Raw genomic sequence first — 20,085 nt, 5'->3', positions numbered from 1 at the left:
ATTGCTGTTTTTAGTTGAATTAAAAAACGGCCTATCGAAAATTTGTCGTAAAATTTGAATTGAAATATCCGTAGCAATTTCAGGCTGTTTGAGCTTAACGCTAGGTTTTATTTTTCTTGATGGTTAAAAGCGAGTTCCTGAAATTCAGGAGATTGATAGAAAAATTTAGACTTAGTTTCGTCAGCCTAGATTTTCCTGCCTGCCGGCAGGCAGGTTTGGTTCGTTTTTTTATCGATGAAAAAAATGAACAGATAATTGAAATTTAGATACTAGTAACTAGTACAAAGTGAAAAAAGTAATAGTTATTTGGCCTTTACAAATCAGAATACCGCTGTCACTTCGAGTGAATTACGAAGTAGCGATAGCGGCTGCGTAATTAGTATCGAGAAGTACTCGAGTAGTAAAAAGTTCTCGATACAATTTTCTATCGAAAATCACTCGAACTGACATTTGAGTTATAAGTAACGAGTATTAAGTATAAAGTATTAAATAAAGAGAGTAGTAGTGCTAATGCTTCTCAATTACAAATCAGCACATCGCTGTCACTTCGAGTGAATTTTGCAGTAGCGATAGCGGATGAATAATTAGTATCGAGAAGTTTTAGTACAGCAGAAAATGCTCCATAGTATAGTAAGATTTTTTAATTCATTTTTTATAAAAAATGAAGATTTATATGAAATTAAACGCTGAAGACCCTTCAATTACGCCTCCTATTTCCACTGAAGAGATAGAAAAATGCATTGCCGTATTAGCGCAACTCGTAAAAAATACGGATCAAATTTTTGATATTCCCCTTGAACAAAGAACGGAACTCCTTAAAGTAACCGGACAATTTTCTAGACCAAATAGAGACGAGTTTTCCCGTCGGAAAAAGGACGCCAAAAAAGCAAACAAACGCAAGCAAGATAAGATGGACCGTGTGGCACGTAAAGATACCGGCATCCGTAATGCACGAGAAGCGCATATTTTTACCGCACCAAAATTACTACAAGCATCAGAATTAGTACATAAAGAACAGCAAGAATTAGAAATTGCTCGTAATTGCTATGTCTGCAAAACATCTTTTACCAAGCTGCACCACTTTTACGATACCATGTGCACGGAGTGTGGCGATTTTAATTATGCCAAACGTTTCCAATCCGCGAACGTAAAAGGGCAAGTGGCGGTCATTACCGGCTCTCGCTTAAAAATAGGCTATCATATCACCTTAATGTTATTGCGTGGCGGAGCAACCGTTATTGCAACTACGCGCTTTCCTGTAGATTCTGCTTTACGGTTTTCCAAAGAGGCCGATTTTATGGAATGGGGGCACCGCTTAAAAATTCACGGATTAGATTTGCGTCATATTCCTAGTGTAGAAATCTTCTGTAATTTTATAGAACAGCAGTATGACCATTTAGATATTCTAATTAATAATGCCGCACAAACGGTACGCAGGCCAGCAGGGTTCTACCACCATTTAATGGCCAATGAAGAACAACCGATAGCAACGCTACCTAAGTTTGCACAAGAACTATTGCAAGATCATAACAGTTGTTTAGAAGAGTTAACGCAACTAACCACTACGGCGTCTCCGAACCAGAATATGCCAGTGACGTGGCATGGTCCAGAACCAGGAATAGGACTACGAGCTTCGGCGCAACTCTCGCAGATACCCTATAGTTTTGATAATGCTTTAGTAGCCAAAGAAGTATTCCCGGAAGGGGAGTTGGATGCCGATTTGCAGCAGGTAGATTTACGAAATACCAACAGCTGGCGTTTGAAATTGGGTGAAATAGAAACTACAGAAATGATAGAAGTACAGTTGGTGAATGCGGTAGCGCCTTTTGTCTTGTGTAACCGATTGGCAGAGGTGATGAAAAAGAATCCTACAGGGCAAAAACATATTATAAATGTTACGGCAATGGAAGGCAAATTCCACCGTGCTTTTAAAGAATCGCGCCATCCGCATACCAATATGGCAAAAGCGGCTTTAAACATGTTAACCCATACGGCTGCAGGCGATTTAGCCAAGCAAGGTATTTTTATGAATGCGGTAGATACGGGTTGGGTCACCGATGAAGATCCTGCTGCCTTGGCAAAGAAGAAGCAAGAAGAGCAAGATTTTCAACCACCATTAGATATTGTTGATGGTGCTGCACGGGTTATGGATCCTTTATTTGATGGCATTAATACTGGAAAGCATTGGGCAGGTAAATTCTTAAAAGATTATTTCCCTATAGATTGGTAGTTTAAAGGACTTCTGCTCATCACCGAAAACAACGTATCGTACTAAAGAAATTGGGTAGTTCCTGTTTTGACATAACGAACAACGATTAGAATAATTTTACGGTTAGCGGTATGGTACCTACAAGCGAAAAAAATAGAAAATACCAATTATAAGTTATGAATGACAGCACTGTAAACGTAGTAATAGTTCTAATTTTACTTTGCCATTTAGCCGCCCCTATCCTTGGATATAAAATGGAAAAGACCACTCTTTTTATTTCTTATTTAAATGCAATTGTTGTAGCAGGGATACTTATTTTTTGGATCAACAAAAATCTGAACATACAAGAGCATTATTTTGAATTTAGAGAAGCATGTGCATTATGTGTAGAAGCCTGTATTTTAATATTCGCTCTGTATTCCATCATAGGGTATTCTACCAATACCTATGTAAAAGTCATAAATTATGTGGGTTTTGGACTTCATGTATTGGCGACACTAGGAATGCTCATTTTTATGTCCGTATTCAAAATGAATAAGCTTTTTTAATACGAAAGCGCACGCCGCCAGGCAGGTAAAAAAACCGAAACAAGAAGAAATGGCAGCACGAACATTTGAAAGTTTGCCCCAGTAGATAGCACCCTAAAAAATTATTTGCTAGTTTAGTTGTTTAAACCAAGCAATTAACCCTATACCCACCCTTGACGGTACTTAGATAATGAAACTACTTGAAGACTGTATCACAAAACAAGTTAGTATGGACAAGGAATCCTTAGAAAGGGTTTTGTCCAAATTTGAAAAGGTTGAAATTAAGAAAAATGAATACGTGCTGCAGTCAGGAAAAGTATGCCGAGAAATGGCTTTTATAGCGACGGGGTATCTTAGAATGTATGACATTGCCGATGGAAAAGAAATTAGCTTTTGGATAGGAAGTAGCGGAAAATTTATTACTTCGGTGTCCAGCTTCGTTTTTCAAACCCCAAATTTTTGGAATATTCAGGCTATTACTGATTGTACCCTATATGTCATCAGTAGAGAGAAACATATGGAACTCTGTAAAACGGAACCAAAATGGCTTGAATTTGACAATTTACTTTTGGCGCATTCTTTTGCTTTGCTAGAGAAAAGTATGTTTTCGCAATTACATACTACCGCGAAAGAAAGGTTTGAAAACTTAATGGAAGAAGAACCTGAGCTTTTTCAGTATGTTCCTCTTCACTATATTGCGTCCATGATAGGGATTGCTCCTGAATCATTAAGCAGACTCAGAAAAAATCTAGTCAACCCAATTTCCTAACATTTGTCAAGAGAAAATTGCTTCACACTTAAGAACTTTGTTAAAAATTCTAAGATGAATCAATTGCAAAAATCACTTCGGCTTAACGCGCTATTTTCAGGACTCTCAGGCATTCTATTAGTCGCCAAAAACAAACAGATTGCTCATTTGTTTGACAGCGCTAATACCGCTGTATTTTGGATTATAGGTACCGCGCTAATTTTATTTTCTTTCCTCATTGTTTATGAAATGAAAAGGCAAAAACCATTGGGTGTATTAGCGATAATTATTCAGGATTTCCTTTGGATTCTAGCGAGCTGTATCCTTTTAATTTTTCACCCATTTGAAATTTCAAGAACAGGAAACAGTACGATTGCTGTGGTGGCCTTGATTGTTTTATTTATGGCAATCAACCAAGCGAAAGCACTTGAGCAAACAGACCATAACTCTAAAAAGGGGAGGAAACAATTAAGCTTCGAAAGAACTTTTAAAGCTAGTAAGCAAAACGTTTGGAAAGTTATCTCTGACGTAGCAAATTACCATGTCGTAGCACCAAATATTGATGCTGTTAAAGTAATCTCTGGTAAAGGGGAGGGGATGGTTCGCAGTTGTAGCCACGGAAAAGATAGGTGGACAGAAACTTGTTCTAAATGGGTGGAAGAAGCGGAATATACTTTTGAAGTGCTTACTGCTGTTCCCGATTATCCTTATCCTTTTAAAAACTTGAAAGGAAACTGGAAAATGGAGGTAATTGATGAGACGCAAACAAAAGTAATAATGGTCTTTGAATTTGAGTATAAAAAGAAATTCCAAAACTGGTTGCTTCACCCAATTCTTAGAGGGAAGTTTAGCAAAACAGGGGAGCAACTTCTTGCTAATTGGCAGCAGCAAATAGAGCAGAAATAATTACCGCTAGACGGTAAAGAAGCAAAAGTGATTTAGAAGTTGTAGGAGCCGTTTGTTGCGAAATTAGAGTATATTGTATGCTGAAAAGCAGTCCCTATACATCTGCAATTTTTAGATCAAGAACTGTTTCCTCCAAGGCTATAATAATTTCAAGCGAACAAAAGAAAGCAATGACTTTAAAATCCAATCAAACAGCCATAGTAATGTTAGGGGCAAGTGGTGCTGTGGGTACAGAAACCTTACAAGCCTTACTGCAAGAAAAGTACATCAGTCGGTTAACAGTACTGGGGAGAACCCCTATTCCTAATATAAATGCAGCTTTTGTACAACAGCATAAAATAAGCATCTTCGATACCGCCTCGTACCAGGAGTATTTACAGGGACACACTGCAGCCATTTGTACTTTAGGCGTTGGTGAACCCTCAAAAGTGAGTAAAGAAGAATTTATAAAAATTGATAAAACAGCGGTACTGAATTTTGCTACAGCCTGTAAAAAAGCAGGCATTCAACATTTTGAATTACTAGCTTCGGTAGACATAAGTTCTAAATCTAAATCCTTTTATTTAAGAACAAAAGGCGAACTAGTAGAAGAATTAAAAGCTTTAAATTTTGAGCGATTAAGTGTTTTTCAACCTTCAATGATTTTAACGCCAACCAACAGGTACGGAATGGCTCAAGCCATTACCTTAAAAGTTTGGCCACTTTTAAAGCCTTTTCTTAGAGGAGGATTACGCAAATACCGTGGAATTCCGGTGCATGTTCTAGGGCAGGCCATGGCAAAAAATATTTTTAAAGATGCCAAAGCCTACGAAATTTTACAATGGGACCAATTTTATACAACCGCTGAAAAGGAATAAAAGGAGCCCAGTACTATCAACCAATTCAGGTAAAAAAACACACCATTGCTCTCTTAATTGGTGATCATATTTTTACATTTTCAAACTTTTTTTTCACTTCTGCGGAAACCCGCAAGGTTTGGAATAGGATTATGTTTTATATTAGCAATGTAATAATTCCCCCACAAGTTTTTATGTAGTTTTCGCCACGCCTTAATTTGGGTATTGGGATTGCTATATTTAAAAAGTAGCATATAAATGGAGTAACCGTATGTATGCGGTTTTAATAGAAATAGTAAACAAAACAGTAAACATACGGTTATGCGTATGTTGAGTTTCATGCAGAAAAAACCCATTAATAAAGCTAGAACTGAAATATGAAAGTAAAAATATTCTTTTCTTGGCAGATGACAACAGATTCGAAATACAACAAGTACTTCATTCTAGATTGCATAAAAAAGTCAGTCAAGAAACTTAAAAACAAACCTGAACTAAAGGGTGTTGAATTCATCATACAAGAGGGTATAACAGGAGAATCAGGCTCTGTGCAGGTTGCTGCAAAAATTGCAGACGAAAGAATTCCAAGTTGTGACATTTTTATCGCGGACTTATCTGTTGTAAATCACGTTAATCGTTTCAAACAATTTCTTAGAAAAATAACAGGAGATAAATACAAACCATTTCAAAATAACAATGTTTTTTATGAATATGGTATTGCATATGAAGCTATTGGTGAAGAAAAGATAATAGGTGTACTTAATAACTCATATGGCTCTCCCAATGAAAATCCCGACAACATACCTTTTGACTTAAAGCATTTAAGGTTTCCATTAGAATATAAATACTCATCCCAATATAACGACAAAGAAAAAGCTCATGGTCAATTAATCTCTGGCTTAACTGGGGCTTTAAAAGAAACGGCAATTTTCGCGCTTCAACATCAAAAAGATAGATATAAACCATTGGCAGTATGGCAAGACTGGAAATCTTTAACAAATACATCTCAAAAATATCATGAGAATGAGATAATAAATAAGATTACTAGTCAAATAAAAAACGGGATTAAAAAACCAAATGAAAGTATACGGCTAATTGGTTTATCGGGCTTAGGTAAAACCAGAATATTACTTGAAGCATTTAGAGCAAATGAATCGGAAGAATTAATCAATCTAAATAGTAGAGTTCTTTATCTAAACTGTAATTACGATTCCAGCGCTGATTATCAGTCAATTTTCACAAAGCTTACAAAAGAAAAGGAAGACAGGATAGTTATTTTAGATAATTGTTCAAGAACACTGCACAGACAACTTCTTCATTTCATTCAAAATGAGAACAATATCATTTCGCTAATTACAATTGATTCTAATCCTGAAGAGCTTGAGCAAGACAAGATAAATGGAGTAAACTATATTCTAATTAAAAAAGAAGATTTATCATCAATTGTTGAACAGATTTTAACAGAAGATTTTGAGGTACTGGGGAAAGACAATATCGAGAAAATCAAAGAATTTTCTCAGGGGATACCTTTAATGGCGGTTCTTATTGGAGAGAGTATAAAAAATGGAGAAAAATTTATTGGAAAACTAGATGATAAAGAACTTCTTGATAAACTTCTTGGAGCAAAAGGACAAAATGAAAGGTCTAGAACAATCCTAAAATCATGTTCTATCTTTAATTATTTTGGAATTGAAGATGAATTAAAATCACAACTTGAATTTATTGCAACAGATATAAACATCACAAGTTTAACCGGAGAAGATCAGATAAAAATTAATGAATTTCATGATACATGCTCACATTTTTTAAAACGAGAAATATTTGAACGAAAAGGAAGATTAATAGGTCTACGACCTTTTCCACTAGCAATGTCCTTGGCTCAAGAATGGCTTGAACCATGCACACCCGATAGGCTTCTAAATGTAATTACAAATATTGCCAAATTAGAAGACCCTGATAGAAAAAATCTTTCGGAAGCTATAGCCGAACAAATGAAGTATCTCGGTTATAACGATAAAGCTGTTTTAATCATTGACAAAATTGTAGGGCCTCAAAGCCCTTTCGATAATGCGGAAGTTTTAAATTCAGAGCTGGGTTCACGCCTCTTCCGCTCATTTGTTGAAGTGAATCCAGTAGCCGTTTCTCAAAACTTGGTGAGACTTTTCTCAAATAAAACAAAAGATGAATTACTAAAAATAGATACGGGAAGGAGAAATATTGTTTGGGTTCTTGAAAAGTTATGCTTTGACAGAAGAACCTTTAATGAAAGTGCGAAAGTGTTATTTTCCTTTGCAATAGCTGAAAACGAAACTTGGTCAAATAATGCCACTGGTCAATTTCTTCATTTATTCAAAATTTATTTAGCAGGAACAGAAGCCAACCTTCAAGAACGTTGGGAAATAATTCAATGGGGGTTAAATAAAGGTAATCAGGAATATTATGAGCTCGCAATTAGAGCAATGAAATCTGGATTAGATTTCGGTCATTTTAGCAGAATGGGAGGGTCTGAAAGTCAGGGAAGTAAAAAGCTGATTGATTATCAACCAAGTTGGGCAGAGATAAGTGAGTACTGGACTAATATTTTAACAAAACTGACATCAATAATTAAATCAGATGATAGTAATTCAAAATTTGCAAGTGATTCGATTGCTAATAGCGTAAGGTCAATCTGTAATGCCAGACTAGGTCACATTATAATTCCTTTCATTAAAGAAATAGCTATTATCAAAGAAAATGATTGGGACGAAGGACTGAAAGGATTGAAATTTGCTAGAAAATATGAAAAAGCGCATTTAACAGAGGAGTCACTTGCAAATATGGAGGCTCTCATTAAGTCTTTAACAAAAACAGATTTCAAAACTAGATACAGTACAATTTCAAATTCTTATCATTTGGATAATGATGAATCTTATTCTAGCGAGAAAGTTAAAGTAGCTATAATCGAACTAGCTGATGAATTTATTAATGAAGAAATTTCATGGGAATCCCATTTTCCAATATTTTATACCAATCAACAAATATATTCCTATCACTTTGGTAAGAGGATTTATGAACTGATTAGTGACAATCCTAAAAAATTAAATGAATTTATTGACCTATCTATAAAAATAGTACTTGACTTAAAAAAAGAAGATAGAAACGTTTCTGTTTTTGGTGGCTTCATATCTGAGGCGAGTGATGAAATTAAAGAGGCGTTCTACAAGTCACTTTCAAATAATGCAGAGCTAAATTATCTACTCTTTTATTTCCTTTCAATTGACAATAAAGGAAAGGAGTTTTTCTACTTATTATTTGAATTAATTGATAGTTCTAAATGTGAACTAGACAACTTTAATGTGTTCAGTTATAGTTATTCACTTGGTCACTGTAATCAAAAAGAACTTGAAAAATTCAGCAAAAAACTATTCAATTATGGGGACGAAGGGTACGCCTTGGTATTTGACTTATATTTTAATTTAGGTTATAACAATGATGAGTTAAAGGCTTCTTTGCTACCCATATTCAAAGAGTGTATTTTTAGATTAGGAGCTAACAAAAAAGAAATAAGACAATTAGATAACTACAAATGGTCACAAACCATCTGTTCTATTTTGTCTTCAAATCAAGAATTAGAGTTTGCTAAGTTTATCAATAATTCTATAATTGATTCAATTTCTTGGGAAAATTCATACCATCTTGACAATGACGTCCAAAGAGTTTATGAAGTTCTTATGGAAACCCATTTTCATACGATTTGGAGTGATTTATCAAAAGCCTTACTTTCAACAGATGACGACTATATTAAATTCTATGGTTTAAAACATATTCTTGGTTCTCATATTGGAGGGGTTGGAAGAAGTATAGGGGTTTTATTTGATGGCGATATAGAATCAATATTTGAATGGTGTAAATCAAACCAACCACTTGCCCCTTCTCGCTTAGCTGAATTAGTACCAATCTATGGAAACAATAATAATGAGTATTCAACATGGCATCCAACCGCAAAAAGACTTATTGATGAGTTTGGTGATATTGAAGATGTTCTAAGACATTTAAGTTCAAATATGGGAACATATTCATGGACGGGTTCAGTAGTTCCACTTTTGGAAGCAAAAAAAGAATTATTCAAATCTATAGAAAATCATCAGATACCATTAATTTCTGATTGGGCTTCTAAATATTTATCTTATGCTGATGAACAAATCAGACAAGAAAAAAATCGAGATGAAGAAATGTATTTATAAATAGACAAACACGAAAGCACAACAAAGAATTGAGGTAAAAAACAAGTAAATTCTTCTTTAATCTGAGACACTATTATTCTAGGCTCATAGATTCAAAAAACAGATTCTTTGAGCTTTTTTTATTCGATTTATCCTCTATTTATTCAGGCAATATAGAAATGTAAGTTTCACCATAGGGTCTGCCAGATTTTGCAATAGCAAAGGACAGATTTTAAGAAGAACTAAAACAAAAAAACAAGCCAGTATTTCCTTAATGGGTTACTATTTTTCACTTCTACTGTTTTTCCTAAGGTTTTAAATAGTATTATTTTCTATATTAGTGCTATGATATTCCACAATAAATTTTAGTGTTGTGAAACATATGCTTTATTTAGGTGCTAGGAATAGCAACGTTTAAAAGCAATAGAAAAATTGAGTAACTGTATACATACGGTTATCCGCATGTTGTGTAACATTTTGACCCTATGATAAAATGAAATACTTAATAATAGTTTCTATCTTTTGTGCTTTTTTTAGCTGTAATGAAAGTACGGCTAAAAATCCCAACAGTTTAACTAATAATATCAATAATCAATTTGCACAAGGTATCGATAATGACCTCAAATCAAAGAATATTTATGGTCAACCTAAGACAATTAATGAATATAGATTGAGAGATATACTTATCAAAGGAGATGAAAATATTAATGACAACTTAGTTATAACCAATTCATACTCTTTTAACCGACGCGGTAATCTTACGGAACGAAAGGAATATCAATTCAATAATTCAAAATTAGAACAGGAGACAAAATATGATTATGACCATTCGGGGAATTTAATCAAATCTGAAAGTAATGACTATATGTATAATTACACTTACGATGGAAATAACAATAAAATTGAAGAACGATTTTATTCGCCAAAGAACACTCTTTACTCCAGAGAAGAATTCATTTTTAATGATTTAAATAAATTAGAAAAAAGAGTGTGGTATAAAGCTAATGGAGAAATAAAAAGTGAAAGATTATTCCATTATGATAGTTTAGGAAATAAGACATTAGTTTTATTATATATAGGAGGTAAATTGAGCTCAAGGACAACATTTGAATTTAATACTAAAGACAGCTCAAGAATTCATAAAGAATATGATTCAAATGGAAAATTAAAAATAACGGAGGTTTTTGAAATGAATGGAGAAAACGAAATAGTTACAACATACAGAAATGAAAGTCCCTTATCCGCCAAATCGATAGATTGCTATGATAAAGAGAAAAGACATATTAAATGGAAAGGTTTTAATGAAGATGGCTCGTTAAAAGGCAACAAAATAATTGAATATGATGCTTACGGTAATATTGTGTTGGAAGACATCAGTACGGGAAACAGTTTTATTGATAAATATGAAGAATTTGAATACAAATTTGATAAAAAAGATAATTGGGTAAAAAGGATTCGATTTAAAGACCAAGAATTATCAGACATTACAATACGTAAAATTGTATACTATTAACGAACAAGATTGCACAACAAAACCTAAACGTAATGCGGGCTTTAGGGCAAAATCGAAAGGTCTGTATATATCTGCCTGTCGGCAGACAGGTTTATGAAGTTGCTAAATCTTATGGATTTAGCTTTGGACAAGAAAAAAAAACAACACCAGCCTCGCCGGCAGGCAGGCAATAAGCTTTAGCTTTGTGCGCAGACGGAAACGAAAAGTTTCCTTGCCTCCGCACTAATCATAGCTTTAACGTTAGCAACAAGCAGAAAAACCAACTATGAACAAAGATTTAAAGGCATTTATAGAAGATATAAGTTGGTTTTTTCAAGAAAATGACAAAATTGAATATGAAGAAAACATCCTCGAATTGTCAGCTGATTTCAAACACATATTTCCAAAATTGACAAAACTGATTGAGTGTTCCCGAAAAACTTTTCTGCTGATAAATAATGTTCCTCATATTTTGTTTGCTTGGAATGATATTGATGACGAAATATTTGGATGGTTAAATAAAGTTGAGGATTTAGAAGGAATATCAGATAAATTAAGTGCCGAACATAAAATTTTATTACAAAACATTGGTGGAATTCAAGAGTCGTTTAATCAACCAGAAGATTCTCTAACAAATAATCAAAATTTTATGTTTATCGGAACTGAATGCAGTTTCGGAATTGGAAGTTGGAATGAATATTATAAAGAGATTTGCGGGGAAGAAAATATCGAACCGATAGAACACTCTAATTTGATTTGTTTTGCGGAAGAGGCAAATGGGAATATGACCTTTTATCATCCTAGAACTAATAAAATTATGCTATTTGCTTCAGACCATTGTTTTGATGACATTACACCAATTACTGGGCAACCAGAATATACTTTTTACAATTATGACATCATAAATACATTTACAGAGTATGTCGAAAAAGTAGCTGACGAGTGGATTGCGAAAAATGCCAGTTGCTAGCATTTTATACTATAACTATTATAGGCTTTTCGATAGGTTTTTGTTTATTTATGGAAACTATAAATTCTAAAAATTTCGCTTCGAAGAGAAAAAATAAAAGAAAAATAGGAACATTAAGCTTGTGTTTCATCTGAAAATTATCACTTATTTTTAGCATTAATTCTTATATACGAGCTCAACCGTTGTCAGCAAGTTTCAAAACAACATCAAATTAAATAAAAAGCACCTGGAATGAAAAATCTATTTTTATTACTTATTATTTCAATAACATTATTTTCGTGTAAAGAAAAAATAGAACCAAAAGAAACATCAAAAAAAAATTATAAGGCAATAAACGATACATTGACTAAAAACTTGCAACTAGCATTTGATAAAGATGCTATTATTGGTTTTTCAGTATCCGTAGTGGATGATAAAGGATTGATTTATGATAAAGGATTCGGATTTACCGATATTGATCAAAATAATCCTTACACGTCAAATACAATTCAAAACATAGGTTCAATATCCAAAACACTAATTGGAATATCTTTATTAAAAGCTCAAGAACTAGGAAAATTAGATTTGAACGACCCAATAAATAAATATTTGCCTTTCAAAATTGTTAATCCAAATTATCCTGATCATCCTATTTTAATTAAACATTTAGCGTATCACACTTCTTCAATTATTGATCTTGACGAGATATATGGAAAATCATATGTTCTAGAAAAATCTGAACATGAAGAAAATGAAGGTGTATTTGATTACTTTAATAAACCTGAAACAAAGATTTCATTGTTAGAATATATTGAAAACAGCCTTACTGTAAAAGGTAAATGGTACACTAATGACACATTTTCAAATACAAAACCGGGAGAAAAAAGGGAATATTCAAATATAGCTGCCGCGCTTTGTGCACAGATAATTGCATCTGCAACGGGTCAAGATTATCAATCTTTTACAAAAGTCAATATATTAAAGCCATTAAAAATGTCATCTTCTGGTTGGTCATCAAAGGATATTGACACCACAAGGCGTTCTAAGCTGTTTGCAAATAAAGAAATGATGATAGCCGATTACTCCTTAATTACTTATGCGGATGGTGGCTTTATTACTTCAAGCAAAGATTTGGGATTATTCCTGTCTGAGTTAATTAAAGGCTACAACGGTAAGGGAGCTTTGTTAACCAAACAGAGCTATGATAAATTATTTGAAAAACAAAAAGTTTCCGAGAAAGAAACTGACGGAGAATTCGGAATATTCATGGAGTTTAGAGATGAATTTTTGGGTGTTGAGGAGAAAATAATTGGTCATAATGGTTCTGACCCTGGAGTGATGACAGCAATGTATTTTAATCCTAAAACAGAAACTGGAAAAATATTAATTATTAATACAGATACGGATTTTAGTGATGATGTTTGGCCAGAAATAGAAGAAATATGGGAATCCTTGTCAGTTTATGAAAACACAATAAATAAATAAATAAATATAAGTTAGCAGCATATTATGAATTGCAAATAGGACGTTTAGTATTTAATCAAAAGGTCTACGTATATTTATAAAGTGGCAAAATCTTTTAATCGGGCTACTTACACTATCATAATCGTTGGCATTAATTTTGATATACAATATCTTATAAATACGAAATATAGCCTATGAAACTTTCGAATATATTATTAGCCAGTATGATTTCTTCAGGAATTGGTGTGTCTGCACAAGTAAGCAATGTTGTCAAAGACAGCCTTGTTCCAACTAAAAATAGTACTGAAATCTCATTGTCAACACCAGTTAAAGATTCAACTAAACTAAGGGAGCAGAGACGAAAAAATGATTCCATCAAGATTCATGAACAGAAAGTAAGAAGAGATTCTATATTAGCATTACGAGTTGAATCTTCTCCTCGTTTTGGTTGTCCAGCATGCGGAAGAGGATAATGGGCATTAAAAAACCTAAACTGGGTATTGCTATAGCACCTAGCCTAAAATTTTTAGAAGCTGCTTTACCGCTTTTTGCAGGAGAGAAAATTGAAATTATAGAATGGTCTTTCGACACATTAAAAGACGCTGCGGATGAGCCTGCATGGCTATCACTTTTACTTAAAGAGTATGGAGAGAAAAATAGGCTTCTTGGACATGGAGTGTTTTACTCTCTTTTAGATGCTAATTGGAGTTCTAGACAAGAAAATTGGCTTAAAAAAGTGAGGCAGGAAACTTTGTCCCACAAGTATTGTCAAATTTCTGAGCATTTTGGACTTATGAGTAGTGCTAATGCTCATAGCGGGTTTCCGCTACCCATTCAGTTATCTAATCCTGTACTTCAAATAGGCATAGATAGATTAAAACGACTTCAAGCTACTGCTCAGGTAGATGTTGGAATAGAAAATTTGGCTTTAACGGCTAATGTAGCTGATATTTTGGAACAGGGAGAGTTTCTTTTTAAATTGGTAAATCCGGTTAATGGATTTGTTATTCTTGATCTTCATAATATCTATTGTCAATCAGAGAATTTTAATATTGATATGATGACCATAATCAAGTCTTACCCTTTATCATTGGTTAAAGAGCTTCACATTTCAGGGGGTAGTTGGGACACTGACCCCACATTATCTAGAAAAATACGAAGAGACACACATGATGGTAGAATTCCAGAAGTAATACTTGAAATATTGCCAGAGGTATTAAAAATATGTCCATTCTTAACATTTATAATTTTTGAAAAGATTGAAGATTCTTTCTTAACAGAAAAGGATGGAATAGATTTTAGAGCTGATTTTCAAAAAATACGAGAAATTATTGATGCTACAGTGTTTAGTGTTACACCTAAAGAAAAGAAGCAAGTTGCTGCAATTTTAGGCCCACCAGTAATAGATGTAGAACTTTTACAAGCACAAGTAGCACTGCGTGAAAGCATCGCGTTAGGTACCTATCAGACAAATTCTGAATGGGATAAAGATATGTGGAAGGTAGCGACAAAGCTTTATGAAAAATGGAACAACTATTAGCCAACAGTATAAATATAAAATAAGGAGATATATCCCTTTTTTAAAAGACTTTAATTTGTAAAGAGTAAAACTCATAATTGAAGCAAAGAACAATCCAGTATTTCCTTAACGGGTTTCTATTTTTTTATTTCTACTGTTTTTCCTAAGGTTTTAAATAGCATTATTTTCTATATTAGTGCTGTGATATTCCACAATAAATTTTCGTGTTGTAAACCATATGTTTTATTTAGGTACTAGGAATAGCCACGTTTAAAAGCAATAGAAAAATTGAATAACTGAATATATACGGCATCAATAGAATTATTAATCGAAAAGGCAAACACACGATTATCCGTACGTTGTGCTCAACTCTGAGCCTAGTAACCAAAAAGAAAGAAAAAATGAAAATTGGAATCAAATCAATACTTATATTTCTGTTAGTATTTTCGTTTTCAAAAACCAATGGACAAAATATCATAGAAGAATATCAAAAGGCGCAAAATGACAGTATAAGAATAGGAAAATTGGATAGTGATTTTCTAAAGTATATTGAAACAGGATATACACTTGCGAAACCCGAGAATGGAAAGAATATTTCAGGAGTAATTATTTTTTTGGAAGACTCGGGTTTTGAAAATAAAAATATTAGCGCAAAACAAATGTATTCTCAAGCGAATAAAGCTGGGTTTGCTGTTTTATCTGTTTCAACAGAAATTCCATTAGACTTCTTTTTTTCCAACAACTCCATTATCGATGCACACAAAACAATCAAAAATGCATTTGAAAAAAACTATCTGCCAAATAAAAATGTATTTCTAATTGGAGTGGGTTTATCTGGGCACCGAGCATTAAAGTACGTGGAATACATTAAAAAAACTCAACCCAAGTTTTCATTAAACATTTCCGGACTAATTATTTGTGATGCACCTTTAGATTGGGTAAGACAATATAATGAAGGCAAAAGAGACAGAAGAATAAATTTTGAAGAAGGAGCCGTATGGGAAGGTACTTTCTCTAATTATGTTCTAGAGAAGCATCTAAACGGTACACCAAAATCAAATCTTGAAAGCTACCTTGATTTTTCGACTTACAGTTATTCAGACGAAACAGATAGGCACATTCAATATTTTCAGGAATTTCCAATCCGAGCTTATATGGAAATTGCCATAGAATATTGGTTAGAAAAGAAAAGAAAAACTACCATAGACAATAATGCTCCAGATATGGTTGGACTTATTGCTCAAATGAAACTAGCTAAAAATGAAAACGCAGAATTAAAAATAATTTATCCGCAAGACAGCAAAACGGAGAAAAAAAATACCGCTGCAACTTGGATTTCGGTAGATAAAGACGAACTAATGGAATGGATAACGATACAATGCGAATAAGAACTAAGCACAACCCAGCCAAATCGTAATGTCGACTTTAGGGCAAAATCGAAAGTTCTGTGCATAGTAACAAAGTCCGCTAAATATAAAATTTGGCGTTTATGATAGAAAAGGTAAAATCAAAATATTTATATTTGGCTAAGTATAAATTCGAAATGTATCGCTAATTACCTGCCCTACTATTTCTTATATTTAACGTTAGCTGCAATAGCAAAACCGCATCCTAAAATAGGTGGACTAAAAAGAGCTTCTAATTCATGAGTACAGCAGGACCCACTAAGAATACGGTTAAAACATTATGGCATACAATTATCAGCGGTGCTGCATGGCCTTGGTTTCAGAAAGTACTTGCATTTACGATTTTCTCTTTAGTGGTAAATCATTTAGCATCGCAAGAAAGTTTTCCAAATGGAGATGCGTATAGATTTCCCCTAGAAGGTTTTTTATCGTCTATTGCTTTATGCATTCTTATAGGAATCATAGCGGAACTTAATTTTAAATATTACAAGAAAAAGCATTTTTCTAAAAAGGTAGAAATTGTCACAATTGTATGGTTTATGGCTTCTACGCTAGGATATAGTACACTCATGTATATTCCTGTCAATATTATTTTAAACATAGTTACAGGTGGCCAAACGGAGCTCTATTATTTGGTGATTGGTTTGCTAATCACCTTAGTATTAAGTTTTATTATGATAAGCTTACTGTATGCACAAGACCTATACAATTTATATCAGTTATCTATAAAAGATGCCGAAATAACTATTGAAAGTGGCGCAAAAATTACGAAGCTTACCTATGAAAATATTGCGTGCTTTTACAGCGAAAACAAAATTGTGTACGCTGTTCAAAATGATGGTAAAACAATAACCTCTGATTTTACATTGAATGCGCTCGAAGAAAGATTGAACGATCAATTGTTTTTAAGAGCCAACCGGCAAATTATCATTCATAAAGATGCGGTAGATCAAATTGAAAAAATTGAAAATGGCAAGTTGCGTGTTCGGCTAAAAGCTGCTGTTAAGAACGATGCAATTGCTGAAATTAATATCAGTCGCTACAAACGAAAAGCATTTATGGATTGGTTTTCATAAAAGATACTTACAACGACCGACTATTCAGCTCTAAATTTACGACCATTCAGTAAGAACGCCCATTTTTAAAGAGATTCTTAAAGGTTTTGTTCTTTATTTCGCTTAGAAATAAAACAAACACGATGAACAAAATTACCTTACAACAAGCATTAATTCCTTTAATCACCCTCGCAATTATCTGCTTTATATGGTTTGGACCCCTCCAAATTGGTATGATAGAAAATATCGTAATTTCTATACTAATCATCATAGCGAATTATATAGAATATAAAGGCAAACTATTTTCAGCGCTTGGATTTCAACGTGAAAAATTCACGCTAAAAAACATCTTTGTACTTGCTCCATTAGTAGCACTAGGACTCTTTGCTTTTTATGTCTTTGCTGTGGTTCCTGGAATAACAAAACTCACAGGGGTTCCTATAGATTATTCAAGCTTTAAGCAACTAGAAGGTAATCTTCCATCTTGTTTAATTGCTTTATTGGTAGTGTGGGCTACGGCAGGATTTGGGGAGGAAATTATCTTTCGCGGGTATTTTATGCGGCAATTTGTAAAATTCTTTGGGGAAAGCAAAGTCAGTATAATCCTTAATATCGTCCTATTTGCTTGTTTTTTTGGTTTTATGCATAGTTATCAAGGAATTACAGGGCAATTGGTTGCTGGGTTTGTGGGATCGCTTTTAGCTTTGATATTCTACCTGCGCAAATACGATTTGTGGTTTATCATTGCTGTTCACGGCTTTTTTGACACTTTTGCCTTAATTTGCATTTACTTTGGTTTGGCGTAACGATTCCAACTAATAATATATTGGAGAAGCTGGTAGGGCTATAGGTCTAATTTAGAGGTTGGATTTTCTATACTATAAAAAGTAGTAAGAAAATTGATTAACCATTTACCTATGGGTTTAAGATGAATATTAAATAATACAATAAACATATGGTTACCCGTATGTTGTATGCAATGAAACCAACTCTAAAAAAATGAGCGATTGGAATACTATCTACCTATTTGATGTAGATAAATTTTATAAAAAAATAGTTCCTCAACTTATTGAAGATAAAGGCTATATAATTGATTTCATTAATTCAAAACCTTATAGTAATTGGTATTCAGAGAAGATTACTGATAACGAGATTGATAGTACCATTGATTTTTTCCAAAGTTTAACAACAGACTTTAAATCTAATAAAGTACTACTGGAAATATTAAAATCCGAAAAAAAAGAATATCAACTTTACGCTGATTTTAACTCAATTAAAAATTCTAGAATCAAGGATTTCTACGAAGTAAATGGTAAAATAATAGAAGTAATTAATCAGTTCTTGCCTTATCTGATTTACGAAGAATGTGTTTATAGGGAACCGCATTTATCCATTGGGAGATCCATTTTAACATCGAAAATTGTGATTAAGTCGAATTCACTCATAGAAGAAATTATGATGTCAATTTATAAAGAAGAAATTGGCAGCACGCATAGACTTTTTGGAAGTGGCATAATGAATTGGCTAACACTTGAGCAAGTAAATATATTATTATTAGATGTTGATAATCTAAAGGCTAAAACATCTGACTCTGAAGATTATAAAAATGACTTCATAAAAATCTTAAGTTTAACTTATGAACAAAAACTTGGTATAATTACTCTATCGAATTTACAAGAAAATTTACTTGATGAAATTGAAAATAAAGTACAACGCACGCAACGTGACCTATAGGGTATGCGGAGACCCTACTAAATCGAAAATTCGTACTTTTACTCTTATCCGCTAAATCTTATAGATTTAGTTTTGAACAAGAAAAAATAAAACTAAACAAGCTTCGCTGGCAGGCAGGTAAAAAGTTTTAGCTTCGTGCGTAGATGGAAACGAAAAATTTCCTTGCCTCCCTACTACGCTAAGCTCAGCCATAGTAGTACATTAAAACAAAATAATGAACATAACTGAAATGACATACAAAATATCCTTTATAATTGGGTTGGTTTTCTTTCTAATTGGTCAGATTATATTGTCAAACGGAAATGATTTTGTGTACGCTCAAGAACCTATTGATTTTGCACATTGGTTTTTATTGGTTGGAGTAGTTTTACTAATTCCTCAAGTAGTTTCTTTTCCAAAAAAAATCTTTAGCTTAATCGGAATTCCTTTAACGTTAATAGGCATTGTTTGTATTATTGGAATGTGTGTATTAGACTTCATTTGGTGGAGCTTTCCAAACGAAGAAATGCGTAATGAATTCACTAATCATATCTCGAAAGTTTCATCAATTTGGAAACCTTTTATGAGCATAGGACCAAGCTCTAAAATTTTCAATCTTGGTTTATTGATTTTAAGTTTTAATTACTTTCAAAACAGTAAGATAGGAATAGTAATTATTTTCATTGCTAATCTAATTTTGTGGCATATCATCCCATTCCCTTTCCGACTGATTTTTGGATATGCGATAACTATAATTGGTTTCAGTCTAATTTTTGTTAGAAGTGGCAATAAAAACGTGTTACAAAAACATGTATAAAACATAGCGAGTACGTGCTAAACGTACTTTTAATAATTAATAACAAACAAGATAACTAGATATACTTAACTTTTTAGTGTTGGTAAAAAAGGGATTACTGGTGCTGTTGTTTTCTCAATTTGCAACTGTTTTCGCGCAAAAAAAACCACAGTTAATATCGTGTGGAAAATTTAGCTATGGATACTTATATTCATTTGCTGAGAGTGCAAAAATTTAATAAATAGACTAATTATCAAAGTAAAATA

At 33.2% G+C, this 20,085-nt stretch carries 16 protein-coding genes; all 16 read left to right on the top strand.

What is annotated here, in order from left to right; genetic code table 11:
- The first annotated feature begins 673 nt into the window (after positions 1–673).
- Positions 674–2,230, top strand: coding sequence for an SDR family oxidoreductase (locus GQR94_RS21280; RefSeq protein ID WP_158979012.1), 1,557 nt, complete (start codon positions 674–676; stop codon positions 2,228–2,230).
- Positions 2,231–2,463: 233 nt separating this feature from the next.
- A complete protein-coding gene (locus GQR94_RS21275; RefSeq protein WP_158979010.1) occupies positions 2,464–2,757 on the top strand; it encodes a hypothetical protein in 294 nt (97 codons plus the stop codon).
- Positions 2,758–2,965: 208 nt separating this feature from the next.
- The gene (locus GQR94_RS21270; protein WP_158979008.1) at positions 2,966–3,505 is read left to right on the top strand and encodes a Crp/Fnr family transcriptional regulator; all 540 of its coding nucleotides are present in this window, start codon (positions 2,966–2,968) and stop codon (positions 3,503–3,505) included.
- 54 nt (positions 3,506–3,559) lie between these two features.
- Entirely contained in the window at positions 3,560–4,390 is an 831-nt protein-coding gene (locus tag GQR94_RS21265; RefSeq protein ID WP_158979006.1) for a type II toxin-antitoxin system RatA family toxin, read from the top strand.
- Positions 4,391–4,560: 170 nt separating this feature from the next.
- Entirely contained in the window at positions 4,561–5,247 is a 687-nt protein-coding gene (locus GQR94_RS21260) for an NAD(P)H-binding protein (protein ID WP_158979004.1), read from the top strand.
- A 356-nt stretch (positions 5,248–5,603) separates the two neighbouring features.
- On the top strand, positions 5,604–9,446 hold the full coding sequence (locus GQR94_RS21255) for a hypothetical protein (protein WP_158979002.1): 3,843 nt from the start codon (positions 5,604–5,606) through the stop codon (positions 9,444–9,446).
- A 472-nt stretch (positions 9,447–9,918) separates the two neighbouring features.
- Positions 9,919–10,938, top strand: coding sequence for a hypothetical protein (locus GQR94_RS21250; RefSeq protein WP_158979000.1), 1,020 nt, complete (start codon positions 9,919–9,921; stop codon positions 10,936–10,938).
- Between the two features lie 265 nt (positions 10,939–11,203).
- Positions 11,204–11,887, top strand: a complete 684-nt coding sequence (locus GQR94_RS21245) for a hypothetical protein (protein ID WP_158978998.1) — start codon at positions 11,204–11,206, stop codon at positions 11,885–11,887.
- A 231-nt stretch (positions 11,888–12,118) separates the two neighbouring features.
- Positions 12,119–13,351: a serine hydrolase gene (locus GQR94_RS21240; protein WP_158978996.1), complete on the top strand. Its 1,233-nt coding sequence runs from the start codon at positions 12,119–12,121 to the stop codon at positions 13,349–13,351.
- 173 nt (positions 13,352–13,524) lie between these two features.
- Positions 13,525–13,803 carry a hypothetical protein gene (locus tag GQR94_RS21235; RefSeq protein WP_029449564.1) on the top strand — a complete coding sequence of 93 codons (279 nt, stop codon included), beginning with the start codon at positions 13,525–13,527 and terminating at the stop codon, positions 13,801–13,803.
- Positions 13,788–14,870 carry a DUF692 family multinuclear iron-containing protein gene (locus GQR94_RS21230; protein WP_158978994.1) on the top strand — a complete coding sequence of 361 codons (1,083 nt, stop codon included), beginning with the start codon at positions 13,788–13,790 and terminating at the stop codon, positions 14,868–14,870. The genes GQR94_RS21235 and GQR94_RS21230 overlap by 16 nt, the downstream gene beginning before the upstream one ends.
- 380 nt (positions 14,871–15,250) lie before the next feature.
- Positions 15,251–16,237 (top strand): hypothetical protein, encoded by a 987-nt coding sequence (locus GQR94_RS21225; RefSeq protein ID WP_029446793.1) that lies wholly within the window; start codon positions 15,251–15,253, stop codon positions 16,235–16,237.
- 257 nt (positions 16,238–16,494) lie between these two features.
- Complete coding sequence (locus GQR94_RS21220) at positions 16,495–17,331, top strand: LytTR family DNA-binding domain-containing protein (RefSeq protein ID WP_158978992.1); 837 nt, start codon at positions 16,495–16,497, stop codon at positions 17,329–17,331.
- A 122-nt stretch (positions 17,332–17,453) separates the two neighbouring features.
- Positions 17,454–18,116: a CPBP family intramembrane glutamic endopeptidase gene (locus GQR94_RS21215; protein WP_158978990.1), complete on the top strand. Its 663-nt coding sequence runs from the start codon at positions 17,454–17,456 to the stop codon at positions 18,114–18,116.
- A gap of 193 nt (positions 18,117–18,309) precedes the next feature.
- On the top strand, positions 18,310–19,044 hold the full coding sequence (locus GQR94_RS21210; protein ID WP_158978988.1) for a hypothetical protein: 735 nt from the start codon (positions 18,310–18,312) through the stop codon (positions 19,042–19,044).
- A 214-nt stretch (positions 19,045–19,258) separates the two neighbouring features.
- Complete coding sequence (locus GQR94_RS21205) at positions 19,259–19,840, top strand: hypothetical protein (RefSeq protein WP_158978986.1); 582 nt, start codon at positions 19,259–19,261, stop codon at positions 19,838–19,840.
- The last annotated feature ends 245 nt before the right edge of the window (positions 19,841–20,085 follow it).

It is taken from the genome of Cellulophaga sp. L1A9, from assembly GCF_009797025.1.
Lineage (GTDB): Bacteria > Bacteroidota > Bacteroidia > Flavobacteriales > Flavobacteriaceae > Cellulophaga.
This window is presented reverse-complemented; position numbering and strand designations above follow the sequence as displayed.

Bases quoted from the DNA above. Each gene is read 5' to 3' on its own strand.
- GQR94_RS21270 (WP_158979008.1), top strand. From the start codon at position 2,966: ATGGACAAGGAATCCTTAGAAAGGGTTTTGTCCAAATTTGAAAAGGTT.
- GQR94_RS21275 (WP_158979010.1), top strand. From the start codon at position 2,464: ATGGAAAAGACCACTCTTTTTATTTCTTATTTAAATGCAATTGTTGTA.
- GQR94_RS21205 (WP_158978986.1), top strand. From the start codon at position 19,259: ATGAACATAACTGAAATGACATACAAAATATCCTTTATAATTGGGTTG.
- GQR94_RS21245 (WP_158978998.1), top strand. From the start codon at position 11,204: ATGAACAAAGATTTAAAGGCATTTATAGAAGATATAAGTTGGTTTTTT.
- GQR94_RS21240 (WP_158978996.1), top strand. From the start codon at position 12,119: ATGAAAAATCTATTTTTATTACTTATTATTTCAATAACATTATTTTCG.
- GQR94_RS21235 (WP_029449564.1), top strand. From the start codon at position 13,525: ATGAAACTTTCGAATATATTATTAGCCAGTATGATTTCTTCAGGAATT.
- GQR94_RS21260 (WP_158979004.1), top strand. From the start codon at position 4,561: ATGACTTTAAAATCCAATCAAACAGCCATAGTAATGTTAGGGGCAAGT.
- GQR94_RS21250 (WP_158979000.1), top strand. From the start codon at position 9,919: ATGAAATACTTAATAATAGTTTCTATCTTTTGTGCTTTTTTTAGCTGT.
- GQR94_RS21230 (WP_158978994.1), top strand. From the start codon at position 13,788: ATGCGGAAGAGGATAATGGGCATTAAAAAACCTAAACTGGGTATTGCT.
- GQR94_RS21225 (WP_029446793.1), top strand. From the start codon at position 15,251: ATGAAAATTGGAATCAAATCAATACTTATATTTCTGTTAGTATTTTCG.
- GQR94_RS21215 (WP_158978990.1), top strand. From the start codon at position 17,454: ATGAACAAAATTACCTTACAACAAGCATTAATTCCTTTAATCACCCTC.
- GQR94_RS21220 (WP_158978992.1), top strand. From the start codon at position 16,495: ATGAGTACAGCAGGACCCACTAAGAATACGGTTAAAACATTATGGCAT.
- GQR94_RS21255 (WP_158979002.1), top strand. From the start codon at position 5,604: ATGAAAGTAAAAATATTCTTTTCTTGGCAGATGACAACAGATTCGAAA.
- GQR94_RS21280 (WP_158979012.1), top strand. From the start codon at position 674: ATGAAATTAAACGCTGAAGACCCTTCAATTACGCCTCCTATTTCCACT.
- GQR94_RS21265 (WP_158979006.1), top strand. From the start codon at position 3,560: ATGAATCAATTGCAAAAATCACTTCGGCTTAACGCGCTATTTTCAGGA.
- GQR94_RS21210 (WP_158978988.1), top strand. From the start codon at position 18,310: ATGAGCGATTGGAATACTATCTACCTATTTGATGTAGATAAATTTTAT.